This window comes from Enterobacter cloacae complex sp. HYC042_NIDB, assembly GCF_056673315.1.
On the sequence record NZ_CP109650.1, the window covers coordinates 3,682,899 to 3,706,523 of the forward strand.

Annotated in this window: 20 protein-coding genes; 5 read left to right on the forward strand and 15 right to left on the reverse strand. The window is 58.5% G+C overall.

The window, feature by feature from the left end; all coding sequences use genetic code 11:
* Nucleotides 1-15 precede the first annotated feature (15 nt).
* A complete protein-coding gene (gene pbpC / locus OKF39_RS17595; protein ID WP_479983203.1) occupies nt 16-2,343 on the reverse strand; it encodes a peptidoglycan glycosyltransferase PbpC in 2,328 nt (775 codons plus the stop codon).
* 1 nt (nt 2,344) lies between these two features.
* Nucleotides 2,345-7,297 carry an alpha-2-macroglobulin family protein gene (locus OKF39_RS17600; protein WP_479983204.1) on the reverse strand — a complete coding sequence of 1,651 codons (4,953 nt, stop codon included), beginning with the start codon at nt 7,295-7,297 and terminating at the stop codon, nt 2,345-2,347.
* Between the two features lie 287 nt (nt 7,298-7,584).
* Here OKF39_RS17600 and OKF39_RS17605 point away from each other — a divergent pair, with 287 nt between their 5' ends.
* From OKF39_RS17605 to OKF39_RS17620, 4 genes are all read left to right on the forward strand, one after another.
* Entirely contained in the window at nt 7,585-9,129 is a 1,545-nt protein-coding gene (locus OKF39_RS17605; protein WP_069733426.1) for a PTS transporter subunit EIIC, read from the forward strand.
* Between the two features lie 12 nt (nt 9,130-9,141).
* Nucleotides 9,142-10,509, forward strand: a complete 1,368-nt coding sequence (locus OKF39_RS17610) for a 6-phospho-alpha-glucosidase (RefSeq protein WP_041908712.1) — start codon at nt 9,142-9,144, stop codon at nt 10,507-10,509.
* 90 nt (nt 10,510-10,599) lie between these two features.
* A complete protein-coding gene (gene sseA, locus OKF39_RS17615) occupies nt 10,600-11,445 on the forward strand; it encodes a 3-mercaptopyruvate sulfurtransferase (RefSeq protein WP_028014070.1) in 846 nt (281 codons plus the stop codon).
* Complete coding sequence (locus tag OKF39_RS17620) at nt 11,445-12,215, forward strand: MurR/RpiR family transcriptional regulator (protein ID WP_028014071.1); 771 nt, start codon at nt 11,445-11,447, stop codon at nt 12,213-12,215. Before sseA ends, OKF39_RS17620 begins: the two co-directional genes overlap by 1 nt.
* A 17-nt stretch (nt 12,216-12,232) precedes the next feature.
* Here OKF39_RS17620 and sseB read toward each other — a convergent pair whose 3' ends face one another.
* From sseB to trmJ, 11 genes are all read right to left on the reverse strand, one after another.
* A complete protein-coding gene (gene sseB, locus OKF39_RS17625) occupies nt 12,233-13,009 on the reverse strand; it encodes an enhanced serine sensitivity protein SseB (protein ID WP_045260181.1) in 777 nt (258 codons plus the stop codon).
* Nucleotides 13,010-13,105: 96 nt separating this feature from the next.
* Complete coding sequence (gene pepB, locus OKF39_RS17630) at nt 13,106-14,392, reverse strand: aminopeptidase PepB (protein WP_088204541.1); 1,287 nt, start codon at nt 14,390-14,392, stop codon at nt 13,106-13,108.
* Between the two features lie 60 nt (nt 14,393-14,452).
* Entirely contained in the window at nt 14,453-14,653 is a 201-nt protein-coding gene (gene iscX, locus OKF39_RS17635) for a Fe-S cluster assembly protein IscX (protein WP_003860650.1), read from the reverse strand.
* Between the two features lies 1 nt (nt 14,654).
* Nucleotides 14,655-14,990, reverse strand: a complete 336-nt coding sequence (gene fdx, locus OKF39_RS17640) for an ISC system 2Fe-2S type ferredoxin (RefSeq protein WP_003860652.1) — start codon at nt 14,988-14,990, stop codon at nt 14,655-14,657.
* A gap of 1 nt (nt 14,991) precedes the next feature.
* The gene (hscA, locus tag OKF39_RS17645) at nt 14,992-16,842 is read right to left on the reverse strand and encodes a Fe-S protein assembly chaperone HscA (protein ID WP_479983205.1); all 1,851 of its coding nucleotides are present in this window, start codon (nt 16,840-16,842) and stop codon (nt 14,992-14,994) included.
* 14 nt (nt 16,843-16,856) lie between these two features.
* On the reverse strand, nt 16,857-17,372 hold the full coding sequence (gene hscB, locus OKF39_RS17650) for a co-chaperone HscB (RefSeq protein ID WP_045260178.1): 516 nt from the start codon (nt 17,370-17,372) through the stop codon (nt 16,857-16,859).
* Between the two features lie 76 nt (nt 17,373-17,448).
* The gene (iscA, locus tag OKF39_RS17655; protein ID WP_003860659.1) at nt 17,449-17,772 is read right to left on the reverse strand and encodes an iron-sulfur cluster assembly protein IscA; all 324 of its coding nucleotides are present in this window, start codon (nt 17,770-17,772) and stop codon (nt 17,449-17,451) included.
* A 13-nt stretch (nt 17,773-17,785) separates the two neighbouring features.
* The gene (gene iscU / locus OKF39_RS17660) at nt 17,786-18,172 is read right to left on the reverse strand and encodes a Fe-S cluster assembly scaffold IscU (RefSeq protein ID WP_003860661.1); all 387 of its coding nucleotides are present in this window, start codon (nt 18,170-18,172) and stop codon (nt 17,786-17,788) included.
* Between the two features lie 24 nt (nt 18,173-18,196).
* Nucleotides 18,197-19,411 carry a cysteine desulfurase gene (iscS, locus tag OKF39_RS17665; RefSeq protein WP_003860663.1) on the reverse strand — a complete coding sequence of 405 codons (1,215 nt, stop codon included), beginning with the start codon at nt 19,409-19,411 and terminating at the stop codon, nt 18,197-18,199.
* A gap of 117 nt (nt 19,412-19,528) precedes the next feature.
* Nucleotides 19,529-20,020 (reverse strand): Fe-S cluster assembly transcriptional regulator IscR, encoded by a 492-nt coding sequence (gene iscR / locus OKF39_RS17670; RefSeq protein ID WP_008502158.1) that lies wholly within the window; start codon nt 20,018-20,020, stop codon nt 19,529-19,531.
* 216 nt (nt 20,021-20,236) lie between these two features.
* Entirely contained in the window at nt 20,237-20,962 is a 726-nt protein-coding gene (gene trmJ / locus OKF39_RS17675) for a tRNA (cytosine(32)/uridine(32)-2'-O)-methyltransferase TrmJ (protein ID WP_028014076.1), read from the reverse strand.
* Between the two features lie 132 nt (nt 20,963-21,094).
* Here trmJ and suhB point away from each other — a divergent pair, with 132 nt between their 5' ends.
* Nucleotides 21,095-21,898 (forward strand): inositol-1-monophosphatase, encoded by an 804-nt coding sequence (gene suhB / locus OKF39_RS17680; protein WP_028014077.1) that lies wholly within the window; start codon nt 21,095-21,097, stop codon nt 21,896-21,898.
* Between the two features lie 5 nt (nt 21,899-21,903).
* Here suhB and OKF39_RS17685 read toward each other — a convergent pair whose 3' ends face one another.
* Both OKF39_RS17685 and OKF39_RS17690 read right to left on the reverse strand, forming a co-directional pair.
* Nucleotides 21,904-22,896: a nickel/cobalt transporter gene (locus OKF39_RS17685; RefSeq protein WP_028014078.1), complete on the reverse strand. Its 993-nt coding sequence runs from the start codon at nt 22,894-22,896 to the stop codon at nt 21,904-21,906.
* Entirely contained in the window at nt 22,887-23,525 is a 639-nt protein-coding gene (locus OKF39_RS17690; protein WP_028014079.1) for a DUF1007 family protein, read from the reverse strand. The genes OKF39_RS17685 and OKF39_RS17690 overlap by 10 nt, the downstream gene beginning before the upstream one ends.
* Nucleotides 23,526-23,625: the final 100 nt, after the last annotated feature.

Here is a 23,625-nt window from a genome sequence, read left to right on the forward strand (position 1 = left end):
CTTCGGGGGTAACACTTAACGGTCTAATTCAAAATTCACCGTCGCCGTTTGTCCTGAGTCATCCATTACAAGTAATTGATATTCGCCAGGCAAATATAATTTTAATGAATGAGTATTATTGCGGCCTTCTAACGGTTCTCCATTTAAAAACCACCAGCGCCCACCTTCTCCTCCAGTCGTAATAACAGATAGCGTCACGTTCCCTTCACCAGGGAGTCGCTTAATAACAGCCCCCTCTCTGATACCCGAAATCATAAGCGGTGCTGCATTGTTATTATCCAGCGGCGGGCAGAGCGTCGATCTCGCAGGAAGACGCGCAGCCCTTTTTTCCGCTGCGGGCAGCCACGGCTCCAGCGGCAGCGGCCAGACGTCGAGAACTTTTTCTGTGGCATCAGGGCAATCTGCCGCCACACGCTTGCCCGTTTTATCCAGCCAGACCGGGAAACGAATGCCGCGAATGCCTTCCTGTTCCGGCAGCAGCAGCGTGGGTGGTTCACTCCCTTCCAGCAGCCAGGTCGAAAGACGACGCCGACAGTTTTCACTGCCTTCCGGCAGCGACTGGCCGCCCGGCCAGCAGATCACACCCCGCCCAACGCTTTCCGGGCGCGGATCGCGCGGCAGGCGGGCTTCGTCTATTGTCGAGCGCGACTGAAGCAGGTTATTGACCTGGTTTAATAGCGGCACTGCGCTGGCGAAACCAAACTGCCCCGCCACTGGCGTGCCGTCCGGTCGTCCGGTCCAGATGCCTATCACGTAGCGGGCATTCAGACCGATGGCCCAGGCATCACGGTAGCCGTAGCTGGTACCGGTTTTCCATGCCAGCGGGGCGATTTGCGGTAGCGCATTATCCGGCAGCGGCTGCGCTTCATTCGCCAGAATACGGCGAATAATCCACGCCGAACCTGGCGATAACAGCGGGCGTTCAGTTAGCGGGTCGCCCGGCTGTAAGCGCAGCCGGCCCGCCTTGCCATGCCTTGCAAAGGCGCTGTACGCGGCGGCGATATCTGCCAGCCTCGCGCCTGCGCCACCCAGGATCAGCGACAGATTCGGCTGCGCGCCCGCAGGCAGGATCAGCGGCAGGCCTGCGTTACTCAGCATCCCGGTAAACCGTTTGGGACCGTAGGCTTCCAGCACCTGGACGGCTGGCAGGTTGAGAGAGCGCACCAGCGCTTCACTCATGCTGACCGGTCCGTGGAACCCGCTGTCAAAATTTCCTGGGCGATAATCACCGGTTTTTCTGGGCACGTCCTGAAGCAGCGAGGCGGGATGGATCAGGCCATCGTCCAGCGCCATACCGTAAATAAAGGGTTTTAACACCGATCCCGGCGATCGGATCGCGTTGACCATATCCACGTGGCTAAAACGACTGTCATCGTTGATATCCACCGATCCCACCCAGCCGCGCACCTTCATGTCGGTATGATCGACCACGATCATCGCCAGCGAACTGCGTGCCGGCAGGCGGGATTTCCAGTTCATCGCCAGCTCTTCCAGCTGCCGTTGCAGTCCGGCATCCAGCGTAGTGACAATTTTTGTGTCGCGGCTTTTGCCGAGCATCATGCGTGCAAAGAGCGGCGCCAGCTGCGGCATCTGCCGGGGAGCCAGCCATACCGGCTCTTCACGAGACTCCTTCACCTGCTTTGCTGACCAGACGCCCTGAATCATCATGCGATCGAGCACTTTGTTGCGTGCCGCTTCGGCCCGCTCGGGCCAGCGATCCGGGCGCAGACGGCTGGGTGCCTGCGGCAGTACCGCCAGCAACGCCGCGTCGGAGTAGCTCAGCTGCGACGGGGGTTTCCCAAGGTAGGTCCAGCTTGCTGCTCCCACGCCCTGCAGCGTGCCGCCAAACGGAGCACGATTGAGATAGAGCGTAAGAATGTCACGCTTAGAGAGGTGCCATTCCAGCTGCATCGCCCGCCAGAGCTGGCGAATTTTGCCGCCAAAGGTGCGCGGATGCGGATCCAGCAGGCGTGCCACCTGCATGGTAAGCGTGCTTCCTCCCGAAACCACTCTTCCGGAACTGAGATCCTGCCAGGCGGCGCGCAGGACAGAGAGCGGGTTTACGCCCGGATGCTCCCAGAACCAGCGATCTTCGTACTGGATCAGAGCCTCAAGATAACGGGGAGAAACCTCTTCAATGGTCACCGGGTAGCGCCAGATGCCTTCGCTGTCGGCAAAACGCCAGAGCGGCGCGCCCTTCTCGTCCACCACAACTCGTGCGGGGTTAACCTCTTTCAGAGGCAGCGGCCACAGGCGGTCGGCGGCGACAATCAGCCCCCCTAAAACGAGAAGCGCTCCCGCCAGCCAAAGCCAGCGGGAGCGTGTCAGACGCGCTATCAACATATTACGGAACAACAATCAGCGGGCCGCTGGCCGCACCCGTTGCCCGCCACTGCGGAACGTACATAGACTCCACCATCGGAACCGGCACCTGGTAGGTGCCCGGCGTTACGGCACGGGCCAGATAAACCAGCGTAACCGGCTGACCTTCGTTTACCGGCACGGCGGCCACAAAGCGGTCGTCGCGGAACTCCATGTGCTGAATGTCCGCCTGCTGCATCTGGCTGAGCAGGTTCTGCACTTCGCTGCCGCTGTCCTGCAGGCTTGCGCTGCTGCTCGCCAGGTTCTGGTTTTCCAGCTCCAGACCAGCCGGGAGGAGATCCACAACCAGCGCATCTGGCACGTTCTGGCTGGCTTTCACTTCAAGCCAGACCAGCACCAGCTCACCGCTCTTCAGCGAAGAGAGCGATTTGCTGCTGCCATCGGTTGCCAGGATATGACGTTCAACCTGCAGCACGTTGGAACTCGGCTGAGGCGCATATTCCGGATAGCCGGTACTGTCCAGACGTACCCACAGCGGTGCCGTGCCGGTATTGGTTACCTGAAGCGCACCAAGCTGGTCGCCGCTTACGTTTTGTACCTGCGCCTTATCGCCGCCTGATGCGGTATCAGACAACGTGGTTTTCGCCTGCCATGCACCTGACAGGGTTTGCAGCGAACGTCCGGCCAGGAACAGCGCATTGCTCTCCTGGGTGGATAGCCAGCGCTGGCTGAATGCCTGTTCAGAAAGAGCATTCAGCAGCGTATTTTGCGCATCCGGCAGCAATTTATACTCCTCCAGAAGGGAGAGCATCAGCGCGTTATCGCGAAGCGGGCTGCCGTAATCGGCCATCCATGTTTTTCTGTCGTTACGCGGTGTTTTGAGCGCCAGATCCAGCGCCTGCTGGCTGCGCGGCGCATCGCCCATCAGTTTGAGCGCCATGCCCAGCTGCATCAGCGGCAGCCCGGAAGCCGCCTGCCCGTGGCGCTCCCAGATTTCACGCAGCGCGCCCAGCGGGGCTTTTTGCTGACGCGCCAGCACCAGCGAGGCATACGCCTGCACGGCAAATTTGCTGGCCTTGGCGTCGTCGCTGTAGCGGATAGACATCATGCCCGGATCCTGCAGGTAGCGCAGCAGACGGTTGTTGGCGTTGTTCACCGCATCGGCAGGTACGCTATAACCCTGCTCGCCCGCGCGCACCAGGAAGTCAGTCACATAGGCGGTCAGCCAGTACTCTTCAGGGCCGTTTTTATCCCACAAGGCAAAACCGCCATCATCACGCTGCATCTGCAGCAGACGGGAGATCCCAATATCAATGGCAGCACGGCGCTGGTCATCGGTATCTCCTTTTATACCAAGCGCGGTAAGCTGCGCGGCGTTGGTATAGAGTGACGGGAACAGGCCGCTGGTGGTCTGCTCCAGGCAGCCATACGGATACGCCTGCAGTTCACGAATATAGCGCGCCAGGTTGAGCGGTGGTTTGCCGCTCAGCAGCAGTTGCCCCTGCAGGGTGGCAGGAGAGAAACCGTTGCTGTGCTGCGCCGGTGCGGTCCAGGACTCGCCGGGGTTCAGCATGGCACCGGTATTGACCGTCTGCGCCGGGAATGCCGGACGTACGCCAATTTTCCAGCTCTTCTGCTGCGGGGCAAAGGTTTCGCCCGGAAGCTCCAGGCCGGTAACCTGCGCCGTCACCTCACCGTCGCCATAACCCTCCAGCGCACGCACCGGAATAAACAGGGTACTGCGCGCGCCCGGCGGCAACTGAACCGGCTGCGGCTGTGCACCTTCCAGCGACACTTTTCCTGTCGCGCTCAGGGCGACGTTCAGCGATTGCGGTTTGTCGGTCAGGTTAGTGAGATCCAGCGTCAGCCGTGAGGTATCTCCACTTGCCAGGAAGCGCGGAGTATTAAGCTCGGTAATAACCGGCGCGGCCACCACAACCTTGCTTTCGCTGCTGCCGAAATCATCTTCCGTCCACGCCTGCGCCATCAGACGCAGTTCGCCGTTGAAATCACCAATAGGCAGCGTAACGGTGCCTTCTCCGTTGGCATCCAGCGTAACCGGCTGAGCCTGTTGGGCAATAATGGTGACGTGGTTCACCGGCGGTTTACCGCCGCGCTTGAGTTCATCGCCGTCACCACCGAAACGCAGCGCGGCCATGCGGCCCTGCCCTTCAATGACCTGGCCGTAGATATCATAGATATCGGCGCCGTAACGCTTCTGGCCGAAGAAGGCCTGCCATGGATCTGGCGTAACGTAATCGGTAATGTTCAGCACGCCGCTGTCCACCGCCGAGACCAGCACGTTCACTTTCTGCGGAACCGCCCCCTCTTTCACGCTGGCCTTCACCTTCACGGAGAGCGTCTGGTTTGGACGCATTTTCTGCGGGTTATCCAGCGCTATGTTCAGGCGGCGATTTTCGTCGCCCATCGGCAGATGCAGCAGACCAACCGCGCGCTTCGGCGTGGCGGATTTGGATTTATCGCCAGGACGCACCACCAGCGTACTGAGATAGAGATCGTGACGTTTCCAGGCTTTATCCACCGGAATGGAAAGATCGAGCCCGTTTGCCGGTACGTCGATCTCTTTCCACCACAGCGGCCCTTCGCTGGACTCGATCATCGCATAGCCCTTGCCTGCGGCTGGCGCTGCAATGTGCAGCTGGATGGTATCGCCTGGCTGATAGGCCGGTTTATCCAGTTTCAGGGTCACGCGGTCAGGGCGCACCGCACCCGTGCCGTCGCTGTTATCCTGCCAGCTGTAACCTGCCCAGAAGCGCACGCTGCTGACCACATCATCAGGCGCTTTCACTTCCAGACGGTATGAGCCCCACTCCACCGGGAAGGTGACTTTGCCGGTTTCATCGGCCTTAAGGCTAAGCTCCTGCTCGCCCTCAATCAGCTCTTTTTGATCAAACTGAGACTGCCAGCCTTCGCTCTCGGACCAGTTCCAGAAATAGTCACGGCGTTCACGGATCAGGCGTACCTGTAAGCCGGATACCGCTTTTTTCGCGCCGCTGGCATCGGCATAGACGATGTCAAAGCTGGCGTTGCCGTTCTCGTCGACGATCGGTTGGTTGACGGTGGTATCGGTACGGTAGTCGTAGACCGCCTTACTGGCGAACTGCGGACGGATACCCGGCAGTTGCGCCGCCGGCCAGATAGCCTGCTCCGCGCGGCGCGTCACCGGACGACCGCCTGATTCCAGCAGGCTCGCCTGCAGGATCAGCTGCAGAGGAGAGTGTACCTCTTTCCACTGGCTTTCGATGGTGACCTGCCCGTGACCCTGCTCATCCAGCGTAAGCTGCACTTCATCCAGACTGCGGCTCAGGTTTTCTTCCGCAATATCACCAAACTGGAAGCCGGGCAGCGCAGCAACGGCCTCACGCAGCGGACGCAGGAAAAGCTGGCCCTGAAGAGAATTGCCGTTGGCCGGAGCGCCATACAGGTAATAGCCCACGATGTTGAAGTCCACCTCATCCTGTGGGGAAACCGGTGCTTTTAGTCCCGTCAGATTGAGCGCCATACGCTCGGGCATAAAATCTTCGACGTGGAAATCCCACAGGCGCTGCTGGTTATCACCGATATTCGCGCGAATATGCCACATGCCGGTCTGGGCACCGCTATCCAGCGGGTAATTGAAGCGGTAGAGGCCGTTCTCAGGCTGAACAACGATCGTGCGTGCCACCTGCCCGTCCGGGCGCAGCACGTCAAGCTTCACGGGCTGATCGGGAAGCGGTTTTCCGTCGCTGTCGCGCAGCAGGCCGTTAAGGATCACCGTTTCACCCGGACGATAGAGATCGCGTGGGCCAAACATAAAGAATTGCTTGCTGAAGCCGGGGCTACCGGCGATGTCGAACTCTGCCAGGTCGAGCGCTGGGAGCTTGAGATCGAGCAGCGTAGTCTGGCCGTCTTTGCTGGCGAGGATCAGCACGGCTTCTTTGTCTGTTTCAAGCTTCGCATGGCCGTCGGCGTCGCTGCTGGCTTCGGCGAGCGTCTGACCTTTGTCATTCAGCAGCGTGACGGTGACGCCGGACTGCGCCGCACCGTTTTCCAGGCTCTGGGTGAAAATGTCCAGCCGGTTATGATAGCGGTGAGCAGACAAACCGATATCGCTCAGGGTAAAGAGCGTTGCGGCATTGCTGTAGTTGTAGTGCCCTGCCTGGTTCATGACGGCGATATAAACGCCGGACTGCTGAAGCGGCTTGATATCTTTAAGCGGCAGGAGCAGTTTTTCACGCGTGTTGCGCGCCGGGTTGAGGTCAAAACGACCGGTATAGACCAGTTCCGCCATCTTCAACAGATTGTCAGATTCCCAGTTGGTCAGCGAGTTGCGGTACTCCCACTGGCTGACAAACGAGGCCAGCGACTCCGGCTTCACGCGGTAGAAATTGACGTCCACATTGTTGACGTTAAGCGCCATCACCGGCAGCCCTTCCACCACTTTGCCCGGCAGCAGCGAGCCGCGGCTGGCGAAACCGACCGACGGCTCTATATCTCGCGTGGTCAGGGCTTTTTCATAATCAATGCCAAAGGTCGCTTTGTTCAGCGCCACCAGGCCACGATCCACGGTGATGACCAGGTTTCGGTTAGGCTCCAGATGGCGCAGGCGAAGCTCTTTCAGGTTAGGCGCAAGTTCCCACGCCCCGTCAACTTTGCCGCTTTTCTTATCCACGACGTGAACCGTCTGCGCGAAATCCTGTTCCGGATCCAGCGGGACAGAGAAGGTCAGCACCAGCGTAGCGGCGCCGTCCAGTTGCACTTCAGACGCATCAAGCAGAGTCAGCGCTTTTCCCTGACTCTGGGCGGCCATTTTAGCCAGCTTTTCAGCGTCGGGCTTTTCCGCGGCTTTCGGTGTTGATGCGGTGGATGCTGCGGGAGCCGCAGCCTGAGGTTTATCGTCGCTGTTATCACAGCCGACAAGCGTAAAGGTGGTGAGCAGCGCGAGAGAGATCGCGGCTAAGCGAAACGGTTTCATCCTGTGTCCCTGGCCTGAGGGGGCCTGTTGGTCGTCGTCCGGATAAGTATTATCCGCAAGTTTCGTTAATACAAAAAGTCCAATTTAAGAATCTGGAAAGCGCCTCGCAGAATGGCATCACGCCGCTACACCGGGATGGAACCGCGATCACAACGCATAACGTCACATGTTACCTTTTACGTCATTTGTTTTTAAAACAAGAGGATAGCTGGATATGTTCGCTCAGAGCCTGCTAGTTTTATGACCATGACGCACCCCGAGTGCGCGGTTCAAAAAGAGAGAAAGCCATGAAACGAGCCGTGAACGCCCTACAAAATTTCGGAAAATCATTATACGGACCGGTACTTATCTTACCGATTGTCGGTCTGTTTATCGCCTTTGGCAATGTGCTGGGCAACGGTAACCTGGCCGAATACCTGCCGTTCCTTGGTCATCCGCTTATCCAGAGTATCGGCCAGCTGATCGCCAAATCTGCCGTGTCGGTGCTGGTCAACCTGGCGCTGGTGTTTGCCGTCGGGATCCCGATTGGTCTGGCGACGCGCGATAAAGGCTACGCGGCGCTGATTGGTCTGGTGACTTTCGTGGTGTTTATCAACGCCATGAACGTGACGCTGCAGCTGCAGGGCGAGCTTGCCCCTGCTGAGCAGATGAAAGCCGCCGGGCAAAGCATGGTGCTGGGCGTTCAGGTGCTGGAGATGGGCGTTTTCGCCGGGATCCTGACCGGGGCACTCTCCGGTTATCTGTACAACAAATACTCCGGCGTACAGTTTAACGGCGCGATGGCGATTTACTCCGGCCACTGTTTTGTCGCCATTGTCATGTTGCCCGTCTCTATGCTGCTCGGCGTGGTAATGAGCGAACTCTGGCCGTTTGCCCAGCACGGCATTAGCGCCCTGGCACTGGCAATTAAAGGCTCTGGCCCGTTCGGGGTGGCGATCTACGGTTTCCTTGAGCGCATTCTGGTGCCGACCGGCCTGCACCATCTGGTTTATACGCCGTTCCTGTATACCGAACTGGGGGGCACGCAGGAGGTGTGCGGCACGGCTTACCAGGGGGCGCGCAATATCTACTTCGCCGAGATGGCCTGCCCGGACGTGAAGCAGCTCAGCAGCACGGTAGTGTGGGACGCGCGCGGCATCAGCAAGATGTTCGGCCTGCCCGCCGCGGCGCTGGCGATGTACATGACCGCGAAGCCGGAGCGTAAGGCGATTGCGAAAGCCATTCTGATCCCGGCGGCGCTAACCTCGCTGCTGGTCGGCGTGACCGAACCGATTGAATTCTCCTTCCTGTTCGTCGCCCCGCTACTGTTCGTGGTGCATGCGGTCCTGACCGGTATTGGCATGATGCTGTTCTCGCTGCTGGGCGTTCATGCCATCGGCGCCAACGGGATTATCGATTTCATTCTCTACAACCTGCCGCTCGGCACCGAGAAATCCAACTGGCCGATGTACATCGTGGTTGGGCTGATCATGTTTGCCCTCTACTTCGTGGTGTTCCGCTTCCTTATCCTGCGTTTCAACATGAAAACGCCGGGCCGTGAGGATGAAGATCAGGAGACACGCCTCTACAGCAAGCAGGAGTACCAGGCGAAAGGCAATAACGACGGGCTGGGCGAGTCCATCGTGGTGGGCCTGGGCGGCCGGGAAAATATTGAGGTTGTGGATAACTGCTACACCCGCTTACGCGTCACGGTGAAGGATGTCGCCATCATCGACGAGCCGCGCCTGAAGGCGACCGGCGCGAAAGGGGTTATCAAACAAGGTAACAACGTTCAGGTGGTCTACGGGCTGCACGTCAAAAAAATGCGAGAAGCCGTTGAGACGTTTCTCTGAAAGGAGCTAAAGATGTTTACACCCCCATTCATTCTGTCGATTGCCGGCGGCGGCAGCACTTACACGCCGGGTATTGTGAAAAGCCTGATGGTGCGCCTGCAGGATTTTCCGCTGGCCGAAATCCGCCTCTATGACATCGACGAGGCGCGTCAGAACACCATTGCGCCGGTGGTTGAGAAAGTGATTCGCGACCACAGCCAGAGCATCAAATTTACCGTCACCAGTGACCCGGAAGTGGCCTTCAGCGGCGCGCATTTCGTTTTCGCCCAGATGCGCGTCGGCCAGTACAAAATGCGCGAGCAGGATGAGAAGATCCCGCTGCGTCACGGCGTGGTCGGCCAGGAGACCTGCGGCCCCGGCGGGCTGGCCTACGGACTGCGCACGATCCTGCCGATGGTCGAGCTTATCGATCTGGTGGATCGCTACGCGCATGAGAAAGCCTGGATCGTGAACTACTCCAACCCGGCGGCGATCGTCGCGGAGGGCGTGCGACGCCTGCGACCAAATGCTCGCGTGCTGAACATCTGCGATATGCCGGTCGCGGCGATGCGTAATATGGGGGCCATTCTGGGTGTCGATCGTCGCAAACTGGAGGTGGACTACTTTGGCCTGAACCACTTCGGCTGGTTTACCCGCGTGCTGGTGGACGGCGAGGACAAATTACCGGAGCTGCGTAAACATATCGCGAAGTTTGGCCTGCTGACGGAAGATGCCGCAAAAACCGATCCGCAGCACTCGGATCCTTCGTGGGTTAAAACCTGGCGCAACATCAAGCCGATTATGGATAACTTCCCGGAGTACCTGCCGAACCCGTACCTGCAGTACTACCTGATGCCGAACCAGATTGTGGAGCATCAGAACCCGGACTATACCCGCGCCAACGAAGTGATGAACGGGCGTGAGAAAAAGCTGTTCGCCGCCGCCGAAGAGTACAAGCGCACCGGGATTTTACCGGATGCCTTCCACGTGGGCGTTCACGGCGAGTTTATCGTCGATGTCGCCTGCTCGCTGGCCTTTAACCTGCGCCAACGCCATCTGGTAATGGTGGAGAACCGCGGGGCGATTACTAATCTGCCATACGATGCGGTGGTGGAAGTACCCGCCTACATCACCTCCGAAGGGCCGGAGCCTGTGCGCGTGGGGCTGGTACCGCTGTTCCACCAGACCCTGCTGCAACAGCAGCTGGCGTCTGAACAGCTGCTGGTAGAGGCGACCATCGAAGGCAGCTATGAGAAAGCGCTTCAGGCGTTCACCCTCAACCGCACCGTGCCCACCATGGAGCACGCAAAAGCGATTCTGGATGAGATGATAGAAGCCAACCGCGACTACTGGCCTGCGCTGCAAAAAGCCTGGCAGGACGGCGAAACGGTGAAAAAATAGGGGCTTGCTCGCGAGTTGAACGTGGTTTGCTTGTCGGTGTCAGAAAAAACACCGACAATCCTTTTTTACGGAAAAGAATGGAGGCAACCCATGTCCACCTCATATTTTGTCGCCGCCGACTGGCTGATTGAGCACGGCGACGATCCGGAAGTCCAGATTATTGACGCGCGTATGGCCCCGCCGGGCCAGGAACATCGTGACGTTCCCGGTGAATACCGCGCAGGGCATCTGCCTGGCGCGGTATTTTTTGATATCGAAGCCCTCTCCGATCATACCTCTCCCCTGCCGCACATGCTGCCGCGCCCGGAAGCGTTTTCCGTGGCGATGCGCGAGCTGGGCGTCAGCAAAGACAAACATCTTGTTGTTTACGATGAAGGCAATCTGTTCTCCGCGCCGCGCGCATGGTGGATGCTGAAACAGTTTGGCGTGGAAAAAGTCTCGATTCTGGCGGGCGGTCTGGCGGGCTGGAAGCGTGACGAGCTGCCGCTCCAGCAGGGCGACGTGACGCTGCCGGAAGGCGAGTTCGACGCGACGTTCGACGCTAACGTGGTGAAGCGCCTGACCGACGTACTGGTCGCGAGCCATGAAAAGACGGCGCAAATCGTCGATGCGCGCCCTGCACCACGCTTTAACGCTGAAGCGGATGAACCACGTCCAGGGCTGAGACGAGGCCATATTCCAGGTGCGCTGAACGTGCCGTGGGGCGACCTGGTGTTTGAGGGCGAACTGAAAACTACCGACGAGCTGCGTGCCATTTTTGACCGCGCGGGCGTGGATTTACATCGCCCGATTATTGCCAGCTGCGGCTCCGGCGTGACGGCCTGCGTGGTGATCCTGGCGCTTGCCACCCTCGGCGTCAACGACGTTACGCTCTACGATGGCGCCTGGAGCGAATGGGGGGCGCGTGACGATCTGCCAGTTGAACCGGCGAAATAATGGATAACCGCCTGGCCACGCTGTTAACGCGCGGGGCGTCGCTGACCCGCGCGGAGTATCGCGTCCTCGCCCACCTGACGGAGCATCCGCTGCTGGTGGGCAACATTACGGTGCGCGAGCTGGCGCAGGCGACGTTTGTTTCTACCGCCACCATTATGCGGCTGTGTCAGAAGCTGGGGTTTAGCGGCTTTAGTGAGTTTATCTGGCACTGCAAGCAGCTGCTCTCCGACACGCCGCATATTGCCGCTCAGGCGCAATCTCTTCCTGAGCTCCCGGCGCTGTTTAATCAGTTTATCGCTAACTATCAGCACACCTTCCAGTGGATCACGCAGGAGAAGCGCCAGCAGTTCGCCGACCTGCTGCGGCAGAAAGAGAGCTTCTTTCTCTACGGCGCCGGGTTTTCCTATCTCTTTGCCGAATACCTGACCAAGAAGCTGCAGGTGTTGGGCAAAACGGCGTTCATCTCCGGGCCGGGGGACAGCCGAAACATTTTTCTCAGCAACGCTGCGCGTTATCAGGTATTTATTGCCGTCTCCCGCAGCGGCGAAACGGAACAGGTGCTGGATAAGGCGCGGATTGCCAAAAACGTCGGCATGACGGTCGTCGCCTTTACCCGCGCCTCGGCCAATACGCTGGCGGGCATGGCGGACGTGCACTTTGCGCTGTATGACGAGGCGGTGCACTTCGCTGCCGAAGCCGCGGGCGTGACGTCGTTTGAGTCGAATCTGGTGCTGCTGATGGATTTACTGCTGCTGGAGGCAACGGGGTGACATTCACCCCGCCGTAATCAGATGATGCGGTTGGTCTTGAGATCGCGCAGGAAGCCGCCCCAGCGACGCTCGTAGAACGGCGTGATGTGCTCGGTAATAAAATGGCTGATGCCCTTCTCACCGTTTTTCACCTGACAGATATCGATCGGCTCATCGCCCGGCAGCGTGTCGGTGGCCACGCTTCCCGCCGCCTGAATGATGTCGTCGATATCGCCGTCGGCTTCAATCCCAATCAGCAGAACAGGCTTTTCGTCAGCGCTCTCTTTGATAGAGCAGAGGAACGCGCGTCTTACCGGTTTCAGAGTTTTGAACAGCGTGGTCAGCGAATCGATCATCTGCGCAGGCGGCTCGGCCACCTCAGACAGCAGCAGCGTTTCGCCCCCTTCCAGCACCTCCTGGGTGCTAAGCGGGTTACCCTCTTCACCAATCAGGTGGCTGATCTCGCGCGGGGTAAACTCTTTCCCGGTTGGCAGCTTAGCGTTAAGGAACAGCGTCTGGCCCAGCGTCATTTCGAACAGCGTGCGCACCGGCATCACCACGAACGCCTGTTCATCTTCTACCGCTTCCTGCAACGCTTCCAATGAAGTGAAGAACGGGATAACCGACGTGCCGTCATCTTTCTCCCAGTGCAGCAGATCCAGCGCGCTGTCTTCGACAACCTGCTCACCTTCCGCCGCGGTGCCCGGTACCCAGACGGTGGATTCCAGTAGCGTGCGGAAAAATGCAGGACGGTGGGCGGGCTCGGTCGCCGCCTGTTCCAGCAGGGTTTCTAATTCGTTTTTGGTATCTGACATAGTTTGGCTACTTCAATAAACGCCGGGTGGCGCTTTGCTTACCCGGCCTACAAAACCACAGGCCCGTGCAAGCGCAGCGCCGACGGGCAAAAAAGATCACTCAGCCGTCAGCAGGTTCGCCACGGTACGCACGCCCAGACCGGTCGCACCCGCGGACCACTGCTCAACTGCCGCCTTACGGTAGGTTGCGGAGCAGTCGATGTGCAGCCAGCCCTCGTGATAGTTCTCAACGAAGTGCGACAGGAAGCCTGCTGCGGTACTTGCCCCCGCCGGGTACGCCGCGCTCGCGGTGTTATTCAGCTCGGCAAAGTTAGACGGCAGCTGGCTGCGGTGGAACTCGGCCAGCGGCAGACGCCAGAACGGTTCGTTTTCCGCAGCCGCGCTTGCCAGCAGGCGAGCGGCCAGCTTGTCGTCAAAGCTGAACAGCGCGTGGTAGTCGTTGCCCAGGGCGGTTTTCGCCGCGCCGGTCAGGGTCGCCATGTCGATAATCAGCTCTGGCTTCTGGGCAGAGGCGTCGATCAGGCCATCGGCCAGCACCAGACGGCCTTCGGCATCGGTGTTCATCACTTCGACATTTTTACCGTTGCGGTAGCGAATGATGTCGCCCAGCTTGAAGGCGTTGCCGCTCACCATGTTGTCCGCGCAACACAGGTAGAGCTTCACGCGCTTGTTCAGACCGCGGGTGATGGCGAATGCCAGCGCGCCGGTGATGGTTGCCGCGCCGCCCATGTCGGACTTCATGGAATCCATGAACGCACTTTGCTTCAGGCTGTAGCCGCCGGTGTCGAAGGTGATACCTTTACCGACCAGGCAGGCAAAGACCGGCGCTTCTTTATCGCCGGTTGGGTTGTAATCCAGCGCCAGCAGGACCGGAGGACGTTCGGAGCCACGGCCCACGGTATGAATGCCCATGTAGTTCTGCTCGCGCAGATCTTCACCTTTGGTGATGCGGTAGGACATGTTATCCCCCGCCACGCCGCACAGCAGGTCAACCGCACGCTGCGCCAGTTGCTCAGGGCCTAACTCCTCCGCCGGGGCGTTAATGGTGTCGCGCACCCAGTCGATAATGTGCAGGCGGCTTTCCAGCTCTTTTTGACCGGCTTCGTCGAGGTTCGCCCACTCAATTTTGCGGGTGCCTTTCGGGCCTTTGTAGCCCGCCCAGAACGCCCAGCTGCGGTCAGTATCCCAACCTTCGCCTTCCAGCGAGACATGCTTAATGCCCAGGCCGTCAATTTTACGCGCGGCGCGCTGGATCAGACCTAAATCATCTTTGCCCGTCAGGTGCAGGGTGATACCGTCGTTGTTGATGCTGTAGCTGGCTTTCTCGCCCCAGCGCGCGTCGGCGGGCTGCGTAGAGAGCGTAATCTTCATCGCTTCGGTCATTTTATTTTTCCTTATTAGCAACTAGCAAACGGGCCGCCTGAAGGCAGCCCGTTTTGTTATTTATTCTGCTTCATCTAACCAGACTAACAGAATCGCCTCCAGAATTTTTTCATTGGATGCGTTTGGATCGTCGTCGAAATCCTCTAAATCGCAGATCCACTGGTGCATGTCGGTGAATCGTACGGTTTTGGGATCGAGATCCGGGTTCGCGTCGTAGAGCGCTTCGCCGATTTCACGGCTGTCTGTCCACTTCAGTCCCATATTAATGCTCGCGTGCGTGGTTGATGGTGTAGCGTGGGAATTCCACGACCAGATCTTCATCGGTCACCGCGGCCTGGCAGCTCAGGCGGCTGTCTGGCTCCAGACCCCATGCTTTATCCAGCATGTCGTCTTCGTCTTCGGTGCTCTCGGCGAGAGAGTCAAAACCTTCACGCACGATGCAGTGGCAGGTGGTGCAGGCACAGGATTTTTCACAGGCGTGTTCCACTTCGATACCTGCACGCAGGGCAACATCGAGAATGGTTTCACCGGTCTTCGCTTCCAGAACAGCGCCATCCGGACAGAGGTCCGCATGAGGCAAAATAACAATCTTTGGCATATTAAACCTCGTCCACGGACTGGCCTTTCAGCGCGACGCGGACAGATTTGTCCATGCGGCGAGCAGCGAAGTCCTGGGTTTGTTTATCAACGTTTTTAATGGCTTCTTCTATTGCGCCAGCGTCATTGCCTTCGGCGACTGCGCGTAAGCGCGCGGCAGCCTCGTCAATCACCTGACGCTCGGCGGCGCTTAACAGCGCGGCATCGGCAGCGAGCGCCCCGTTCAGACTTTCCAGCACACGTGCGGCTTCAACTTTCTGTTCAGCCAGCATACGCGCCTTCACATCCTGCTCGGCGTAGCTCATTGAATCCTGGATCATGGAGGCGATTTCGCCATCGGTCAGGCCGTAGGACGGCTTCACCTGGATGGACGACTCCACGCCGGTCGATTTTTCCATCGCCGTGACGCTCAGCAGGCCGTCCGCATCTACCTGGAAGGTCACGCGAATATGCGCCCCGCCAGCTGGCAGCGCCGGGATGCCGCGCAGCGCAAAGCGCGCCAGAGAGCGGCAGTCCTGCACCAGTTCGCGCTCGCCCTGCATCACGTGGATGGACATCGCGGTCTGGCCGTCTTTGAAGGTGGTGAACTCCTGCGCACGCGCCACCGGAATGGTGGTGTTACGCGGGATCACTTTCTCCACCAGGCCGCCCATGGTTTCTAAACCGAGAGACAGCGGGATGACATCCAGCAGCAGCATTTCGCTGTCCGGCTTGTTGCCAACCAGAATATCGGCCTGGATAGCGGCGCCGACGGCAACCACTTTGTCCGGGTCGATGGAGGTCAGCGGCGTGCGGCCAAAGAATTCGCCCACGCGCTCACGCACCAGCGGCACGCGCGTTGAGCCGCCCACCATGACCACTTCCAGCACCTCGTCAGCCTCCACGCCCGCATCCTTCAATGCGCGACGGCAGGCCAGCAGGGTGCGTTTAACCAGAGGCGCAATCAGCTCGCTGAACTGGTCACGGGTGATGTCACCCTGCCAGCCTGCGACATTAACACTGACCGACTGCGCATCGCTCAGCGCAATTTTGGCGTCGATGGCCGCATCCAGCAGTTCGCGCTGAACGCGCGCATCGCTGCGATCGCTGATGCCCGCCTGATCGCGGATGTAGTCCGCCAGCAGATGGTCGAAATCATCGCCGCCGAGCGCGGAATCCCCGCCTGTCGCCAGCACTTCAAACACGCCGCGGCTCAGGCGCAGGATAGAAATATCAAAGGTGCCGCCGCCCAGATCGTAGACCGCAATTACCCCTTCCTGACCGGAGTCGAGGCCGTAGGCAATCGCCGCCGCCGTCGGTTCGTTCAGCAGGCGCAGCACGTGCAGGCCCGCCAGACGCGCGGCGTCTTTGGTGCCCTGTCGCTGTGCGTCGTCAAAATAGGCCGGAACGGTGATCACTACGCCGTCCAGATCGCCGCCAAGCGTCGCCGTCGCGCGCGCCGCCAGCGCTTTGAGGATGTCAGCAGACACGCGAATTGGGTTCAGCAAACCGGCCGCCGTGGCAATCATCGGCAGACCGTTTTCACTGGCCTGCAGCTGATACGGCAGGTGCGGGTAGCGGGTCTGGATATCAGCCAGCGAGCGGCCCATCATGCGCTTTACGGAGCTGATGGTGTTGGCCGGATCGCGCGCGGCGTTGGCGCGTGCGTCATAGCCGACCGCGTGACCCTGCTGCTGGTAGTGGACCACGGAAGGCAGCAGATGGCGGCCCTGCTCGTCGGCCAGCGTTTCCGCCTGGCCGCTGCGCACGGTCGCCACGAGGGAATTGGTGGTGCCCAGGTCAATACCGACCGCCAGACGACGCTGGTGCGGTGCGGCGCTTAAGCCAGGCTCACTAATTTGTAATAAGGCCATAATTGCTTCCGAAATTAAAAATCGAGCAGCTTTTCTTCGAGTTGTTCAGCGCTGCTTCGCAGTTTATCGAGAAAACGGAGTTTGCGCACAGTGTCTGCCGCCACGTCCCAGGTCTCGTTGTTCAGTTGCTCCACCATCTGCTGATGGCGGGTATCGAACATGCCCTTCACGCGCGTGATAAAACGTTCCAGACGCGCTTCGTCTTTGGCCTGTTCAATCTCATCCAGCTCTTCGCGCAGCTCCAGCTGTTCCATCAGAAACGCGGTGTCGCGCACGGTGTGCTGTTCGCTCGCCAGATCAAAGCCGTGGAGCGAGAGCAGATATTCTGCACGCGCCAGCGGATGGCGCAGCGTCTGCCAGGCCTGGTTGATGGTCGCGGAGTGCGATACCGCAGCCAGCTGCTCTGCCTGCGTCCCGCTGGCGAATTTATCCGGATGATACTGACGCTGCAGATCCTGAAAACGGACCGTCAGTGCCTGAAGATCGATCGGGTATTGAGCGGGTAGTCCGAAGAGAGTGAAGTAATCCATAACAATCTCAGGGGTAGCCTGTTAGAACAAACCCCACGCGCAGCAAAGCCACGGTGGGGTTTCGGATGACGCGCGGTTAAACGTGGAAGCTTTCGCCGCAACCACACTCGTCTTTGACGTTCGGGTTCGTGAATTTGAACCCTTCGTTCAGGCCTTCTTTTACGAAGTCCAGTTGAGTGCCGTTGAGAAATTGCAGGCTTTTGCCATCGACCACCACCTTCACGCCCTTGTCTTCAAACACGGTGTCATCAGACGCCGGCTCGTCAACAAACTCCAGTACGTAAGCCATACCAGAACAGCCGGAGGTACGTACGCCCAGTCGCAGGCCAAAGCCTTTACCACGGTTCGCCAGAAAAGAGCTTACTCGCGCGGCAGCGCTGTCGCTAAGGGTAATCGACATACTCAAACCTCAATTATTTTGCTTCACGTTTGCTTTTGTAATCCGCAATGGCGGCTTTGATCGCGTCTTCTGCCAGAATTGAACAGTGAATTTTCACCGGCGGCAGTTCGAGTTCTTCAGCAATATCCGTGTTCTTAATTGCCTGTGCTTCGTCCAGAGACTTGCCCTTCACCCACTCGGTGACCAAGGAGCTGGACGCAATTGCAGAACCGCAGCCGTAGGTCTTGAAGCGCGCGTCTTCAATGATACCTTCATTGTTGACTTTAATCTGCAACTTCATTACGTCGCCACACGCCGGCGCACCAACCATGCCGCTACCGACAGATTCATCGCTGTTGTCAAAAGAGCCAACGTTGCGCGGGTTCTCGTAATGATCGATAACTTTTTCGCTGTATGCCATGATTGAATTCTCCTTATATACCGATTAGTGATGTGACCATTCAATGCTGTTCAGATCCACGCCCTGCTTGAACATTTCCCACAGTGGAGAAAGGTCGCGCAGACGGCCAATGGAGTTACGAACCAGCTTGATGGTGTAGTCAATCTCTTCTTCGGTAGTGAAACGACCTAAAGAGAAACGGATAGAGCTGTGTGCCAGCTCGTCAGTCATACCCAGCGCGCGCAGCACGTAGGATGGCTCCAGGCTTGCAGACGTACAGGCAGAACCGGAAGAAACGGCCAGGTCTTTCAGCGCCATGATCAGCGATTCGCCTTCAACATAGTTGAAGCTGACGTTGAGGATGTTCGGCGCGCCCTGCTCGAGATCGCCGTTCAGATACACTTCTTCCATATCTTTCACGCCGTCCCACAGACGGTTACGCAGCGTGCGCAGGCGTGCCATCTCGGTTTCCATCTCTTCTTTCGCAATGCGGTACGCTTCGCCCATGCCCACGATCTGGTGAACAGGCAGCGTACCGGAACGCATGCCGCGCTCGTGACCGCCGCCGTGCATCTGTGCTTCGATGCGGATACGTGGCTTACGACGAACGTACAGCGCGCCGATCCCTTTCGGGCCATAGATTTTGTGGCCGGAGAAGGACATCAGGTCTACTTTCAGCTGGCTCAGGTCGATAGGCAGTTTGCCCACGCTCTGGGTCGCGTCCACGTGGTAGATGATACCGCGCGCGCGGCACATTTCGCCGATGGTCGCGATGTCCTGAACGACGCCGATTTCGTTGTTAACGTGCATGATGGAGACCAGGATGGTGTCGTCACGCATCGCCGCTTCGAGCTCTTTCAGGTCAATAATACCGTTGCTCTGCGGCGCCAGATAGGTCACTTCGAAACCTTCACGCTCCAGCTGGCGGCAGGTGTCCAGCACGGCTTTGTGTTCGGTTTTGCTGGTGATGATGTGCTTGCCTTTTTTCTGATAAAAGTTGGCTGCACCTTTGATCGCCAGGTTGTCGGATTCGGTCGCACCGGAGGTGAAAACAATCTCACGCGGGTCGGCACCCACCAGGTCAGCAATCTGATTACGGGCGATATCCACCGCCTCTTCAGCATGCCAGCCAAAACGGTGTGAACGGGAAGCTGGGTTACCAAAGTTTCCGTCCAGGGTCAGACACTGCATCATTTTCTCGGCAACACGCGGGTCCACCGGCGTGGTTGCGGAGTAGTCGAGATAAATCGGTAATTTCATTGCTCTATAAACTCCGTACATCGCTTCAATGCAAGGAATCAGGCAACCGGCTGGATGTACGACCGAGTACGCGGGGTGTGACCACCCCGGCCTGATTCTGAAATACTTATCGTTTTATTACGCGCGTAATTTGACGTCGATAGCGTCCTGCGCGCGGGTGCTGCGTTGTGAATCATGGCTGTGCTGACGGCCTGATACGTCCAGAACTTCCTGGTTATTGACCAGTTCACCGAGGGTGATGTTGTTCAGGAAGCCGGTCAGACGGTCGCTCAGATCGCGCCACAGCGCGTGGGTCAGGCACTTATCGCCGCCCTGGCAGCCGCCTTTACCCTGGCAACGGGTTGCGTCAACGGATTCATCCACCGCGCTAATCACTTCGCCAACCGCAATACTGCCCGCGTCTTTACCCAGCAGATAACCGCCGCCCGGGCCACGAACGCTGGACACCAGTCCATTTTTACGCAGTCTGGAGAACAGCTGTTCCAGGTAAGAGAGGGAGATCCCTTGTCGTTCAGAAATATCAGCCAACGGAACCGGGCCCGCTTCGGAGTTGAGCGCAACGTCCAGCATCGCGGTCACGGCATAACGCCCTTTAGATGTCAGTCTCATGTCTTACTTAACCTCAAACTCGCCCCTGCCCGGGGTTTTTTATTGTAAAATGGGGGTATTGCATAGCAGGGCCAAGTCTGACATTCCTGACTAAAATGGTCAACTATTTACTTGACTGTTTTAGTCAGGTATTTAACCTTCTGTGCCTTCATAATATAGGTGCGGCCTGATGCCCTCACCCCAACCCTCTCCCACGGGGAGAGGGGGAAATCGGCACTACTCTTTATTCTTCTGCTCAATCGACGCCAGAATTCCGCGCAGGATGTTCAGCTCCTGGCTTTCCGGACGCGCGCGGGTAAACATGCGGCGCAGCTTATTCATCACCTGGCCAGGGTGGCCTTCACGGATGAAGCCGGTAGCGAGCAGCGTCTGCTCCAGGTGACCGTAGAAACGCTCAAGGTCGTCCACCAGCGGGTAGGCCGTCTCTTCTTTCGGTTCTGCCTGCTTCTCCTGCGTCGCCAGCCACGCCATACGCACCTCGTAGGCGATAACCTGCACCGCCATTGCCAGATTCAGCGAGCTGTATTCCGGGTTGGCGGCAATCGCCACGTGGTAGTGGCACTTCTGCAGTTCGTCGTTGGTCAGGCCAACGCGCTCGCGGCCAAACACCAGCGCAACCGGCGCCTGTTCTGCTTCTGAGACGCTTTTCAGGCCGCATTCACGCGGATCCAGCATCGGCCACGGCAGCGTGCGTGAACGCGCGCTGGTGCCGACAACGAGGCTGCAGCCGGCCAGCGCTTCGTCGAGGGTATCAACGATCTGCGCGTTGCCGATCACGTCGCTGGCCCCGGCCGCCAGGGCGATAGCCTGAGAGTCTGGTTTCACCAGCGGATTAACCAGCCACAGGTTCGTTAAGCCCATGGTTTTCATAGCGCGGGCCACAGAGCCCATGTTGCCGGTGTGCGATGTTTCGACCAGCACGATTCGAATGTTTTGCAGCATAATTTTTAGATGTCTGGGTTCAGTGTCTGAAGAATATTCGGGCATATTATCATAAACGGGAGACATAATCCGATCCCGCTGCTATACTCTGCGCCGATTTTCCTGTTCTTTAACATCCAGTGAGAGAGACCGATGCATCCGATGCTGACCATCGCCGTGCGCGCAGCGCGCAAGGCGGGTAATGTAATTGCCAAACACTACGAAACGCCAGACTCCGTAGAAACCAGCCAGAAAGGCAGCAATGATTTCGTGACTAACGTCGATAAAGCCGCAGAAGCGATTATTATCGAAACGATCCGCAAATCTTACCCGCAGCACACCATCATCACCGAAGAAAGCGGTGAACATGAAGGTACCGATCAGGATGTTCAATGGGTTATCGATCCACTGGATGGCACCACCAACTTCGTTAAACGCCTGCCACACTTCTCTGTGTCAATCGCAGTACGCATTAAAGGCCGTACTGAAGTCGCCGTTGTTTACGATCCAATGCGTAACGAACTGTTCACCGCGACCCGCGGCCAGGGCGCACAGCTGAACGGCTACCGTCTGCGCTGCAGCAATGCACGCGATCTGGACGGCACCATCCTGGCGACCGGCTTCCCGTTCAAGGCGAAGCAGCACGCAACCACCTATATGAATATCCTGGGCAAGCTGTTCACCGAATGCGCGGACTTCCGTCGCACCGGCTCTGCTGCGCTGGATCTGGCCTACGTGGCAACCGGCCGCGTTGACGGTTACTTCGAACTGTCACTGAAGCCGTGGGACTTCGCTGCGGGCGAGCTGATCGCACGTGAAGCAGGCGCGATTGTTTGCGACTTCACCGGCGGCCACAACTACATGACCACCGGCAACATCGTTGCGGGTAACCCACGCGTTGTTAAAGCTATGCTGGCCAACATGCGTGACGAGCTGAGCGATGCGCTGAAGCGTTAATCTCCTCATCTCAGCCCTCTCCCCAAAGGGGAGAGGGTGCTAAACGGCGCCGCGCTCATCCACATCGTTACCGCCGCCACCAGCAGAATCACTCCCCCCGCCAGCGCGAGCGTTGTCCATCCTACCTGCCGCCACAGTACCGGCGTTTTATTGCCGCTGAGTTTTACCGCAAGCTGACGGAAGCTGTGAACCAGCAACGCCAAAGACGAAATGGTGAGAGAGGTTCCTGCCGCCATCGCCAGCGCCGAGAGCATGCCCCAGCCGAACACGCCAATCACTTTACTGAACAGCAGCACCATGATTGCCCCCGAGCACGGGCGCATCCCCATAGAGAGAACTATCATCAGCCGCGCGCGCCAGTCGTCACCGCTCTGTAATTGTTCCTGCGTCGGCAGATGCTGATGCCCGCAGCCGCAGTGTTCATCATGAACGTGGTGCGGCGTAAAGGTTTTGAATTTGGGCTTTTGCAGCAGCGCGCGCAGCTTTTTCAGCGCCCGCCAGCAGAGGATCAGCCCCAGCACGCCGACCAGCGCATAGCTGCCCTTCTCCAGCCAGAAGCTGCTCAGGTGCAGCTGGCGCGCGGGAAGCTGTAATAGCGAAAGCACAACCACCACCAGCGCAATCGCCACGCCCCCCTGAAGCAGCGAAGAGGCCAGCGTCAGGCCAATGCTTGATTTCAGCTTCGACGGATGGGTGGCAAGCCAGGTGGTAATAACGATTTTGCCGTGCCCCGGCCCCAGCGCGTGCAGCACGCCATAGATAAAGCTGAACGCCAGCAGGGAACCGCCCGCTTTGGTCGGGTTCTCCGCCACAGCCTTCAGCAGCCCGCTCATCTGCTGGTTGACCTCACGCTGCCAGATGATGCTTTTCATCATCACCTGCGGCCAGGCCTGCCACAGCCAGAGCGAACCGCAAACGGCGAGCAGTAGAAAAAGCGCCAGCGGCCAGAGGTGCAGCCAGCGGCGCGGCTTTCGTACCGGAGAGGAGATCACTGACATTGTAACGTCACCTTCTGCGCAAACTGTTTACCCAGTTCCATGTCCTCCGGTGGGGCATCCTCTTTATCAAGAGAGACAGCAAAATTCAGCGTCTCTTCGCTGGGCTTCGGGGTGTGAACCGTAATGTTGCAGGTTTTTTGCAACGACGCAGGAAGCTGCACGTCGCTGTCCTCGGCGTAGCTCATATCGACGTAGTACGTTGGGTCAAAAGTGGAAAACGTATAGGTTTGTCCTGCCAGCGGCTGCGGATGCGCCAGTGGGAGCACGAACGTCAGCACCGCCTGATGTCCGTCGCGGGACATGCCGTATTCTGTCGGGCGATTGAGGAACTTCACCTTTTGTCCGTTATGCCAGAACTCGGTGAAGTAGTGCTGCCCGAGCACGTTGGCCATCACTTCTGCCGCCAGCTTTTTCCAGATTTCGTCTCCGGGCTTCGCGTTACCCGCATCATAAAGCAGATCCGCCGAGGTGATTTCATCCATCGTCCAGCGCATTTTCAGGCCGCTCAGCTGCGTGCCGTCGGTGACCAGCTCGGTTTTCAGGCTGATAAAACTGTGAGGATGTGCGCTGGCGGTAAAGGTGATAACCGCCAAAAATAACGCCATCGCATTTTGTTTAACTGTCTGCATCAATTCCTCACGTCAAAAATTCTGTGATGTTCCCCAGCAATCCTGAGTGAAAGGCCTGCCGGCGCGCTTTTCAGCGCCCATCCTTTAGCTATTCTTATCA

Bases quoted from the DNA above. Each gene is read 5' to 3' on its own strand.
- pbpC (WP_479983203.1), bottom strand. From the start codon at position 2,343: ATGTTGATAGCGCGTCTGACACGCTCCCGCTGGCTTTGGCTGGCGGGA.
- OKF39_RS17600 (WP_479983204.1), bottom strand. From the start codon at position 7,297: ATGAAACCGTTTCGCTTAGCCGCGATCTCTCTCGCGCTGCTCACCACC.
- OKF39_RS17605 (WP_069733426.1), top strand. From the start codon at position 7,585: ATGAAACGAGCCGTGAACGCCCTACAAAATTTCGGAAAATCATTATAC.
- OKF39_RS17610 (WP_041908712.1), top strand. From the start codon at position 9,142: ATGTTTACACCCCCATTCATTCTGTCGATTGCCGGCGGCGGCAGCACT.
- sseA (WP_028014070.1), top strand. From the start codon at position 10,600: ATGTCCACCTCATATTTTGTCGCCGCCGACTGGCTGATTGAGCACGGC.
- OKF39_RS17620 (WP_028014071.1), top strand. From the start codon at position 11,445: ATGGATAACCGCCTGGCCACGCTGTTAACGCGCGGGGCGTCGCTGACC.
- sseB (WP_045260181.1), bottom strand. From the start codon at position 13,009: ATGTCAGATACCAAAAACGAATTAGAAACCCTGCTGGAACAGGCGGCG.
- pepB (WP_088204541.1), bottom strand. From the start codon at position 14,392: ATGACCGAAGCGATGAAGATTACGCTCTCTACGCAGCCCGCCGACGCG.
- iscX (WP_003860650.1), bottom strand. From the start codon at position 14,653: ATGGGACTGAAGTGGACAGACAGCCGTGAAATCGGCGAAGCGCTCTAC.
- fdx (WP_003860652.1), bottom strand. From the start codon at position 14,990: ATGCCAAAGATTGTTATTTTGCCTCATGCGGACCTCTGTCCGGATGGC.
- hscA (WP_479983205.1), bottom strand. From the start codon at position 16,842: ATGGCCTTATTACAAATTAGTGAGCCTGGCTTAAGCGCCGCACCGCAC.
- hscB (WP_045260178.1), bottom strand. From the start codon at position 17,372: ATGGATTACTTCACTCTCTTCGGACTACCCGCTCAATACCCGATCGAT.
- iscA (WP_003860659.1), bottom strand. From the start codon at position 17,772: ATGTCGATTACCCTTAGCGACAGCGCTGCCGCGCGAGTAAGCTCTTTT.
- iscU (WP_003860661.1), bottom strand. From the start codon at position 18,172: ATGGCATACAGCGAAAAAGTTATCGATCATTACGAGAACCCGCGCAAC.
- iscS (WP_003860663.1), bottom strand. From the start codon at position 19,411: ATGAAATTACCGATTTATCTCGACTACTCCGCAACCACGCCGGTGGAC.
- iscR (WP_008502158.1), bottom strand. From the start codon at position 20,020: ATGAGACTGACATCTAAAGGGCGTTATGCCGTGACCGCGATGCTGGAC.
- trmJ (WP_028014076.1), bottom strand. From the start codon at position 20,962: ATGCTGCAAAACATTCGAATCGTGCTGGTCGAAACATCGCACACCGGC.
- suhB (WP_028014077.1), top strand. From the start codon at position 21,095: ATGCATCCGATGCTGACCATCGCCGTGCGCGCAGCGCGCAAGGCGGGT.
- OKF39_RS17685 (WP_028014078.1), bottom strand. From the start codon at position 22,896: ATGTCAGTGATCTCCTCTCCGGTACGAAAGCCGCGCCGCTGGCTGCAC.
- OKF39_RS17690 (WP_028014079.1), bottom strand. From the start codon at position 23,525: ATGCAGACAGTTAAACAAAATGCGATGGCGTTATTTTTGGCGGTTATC.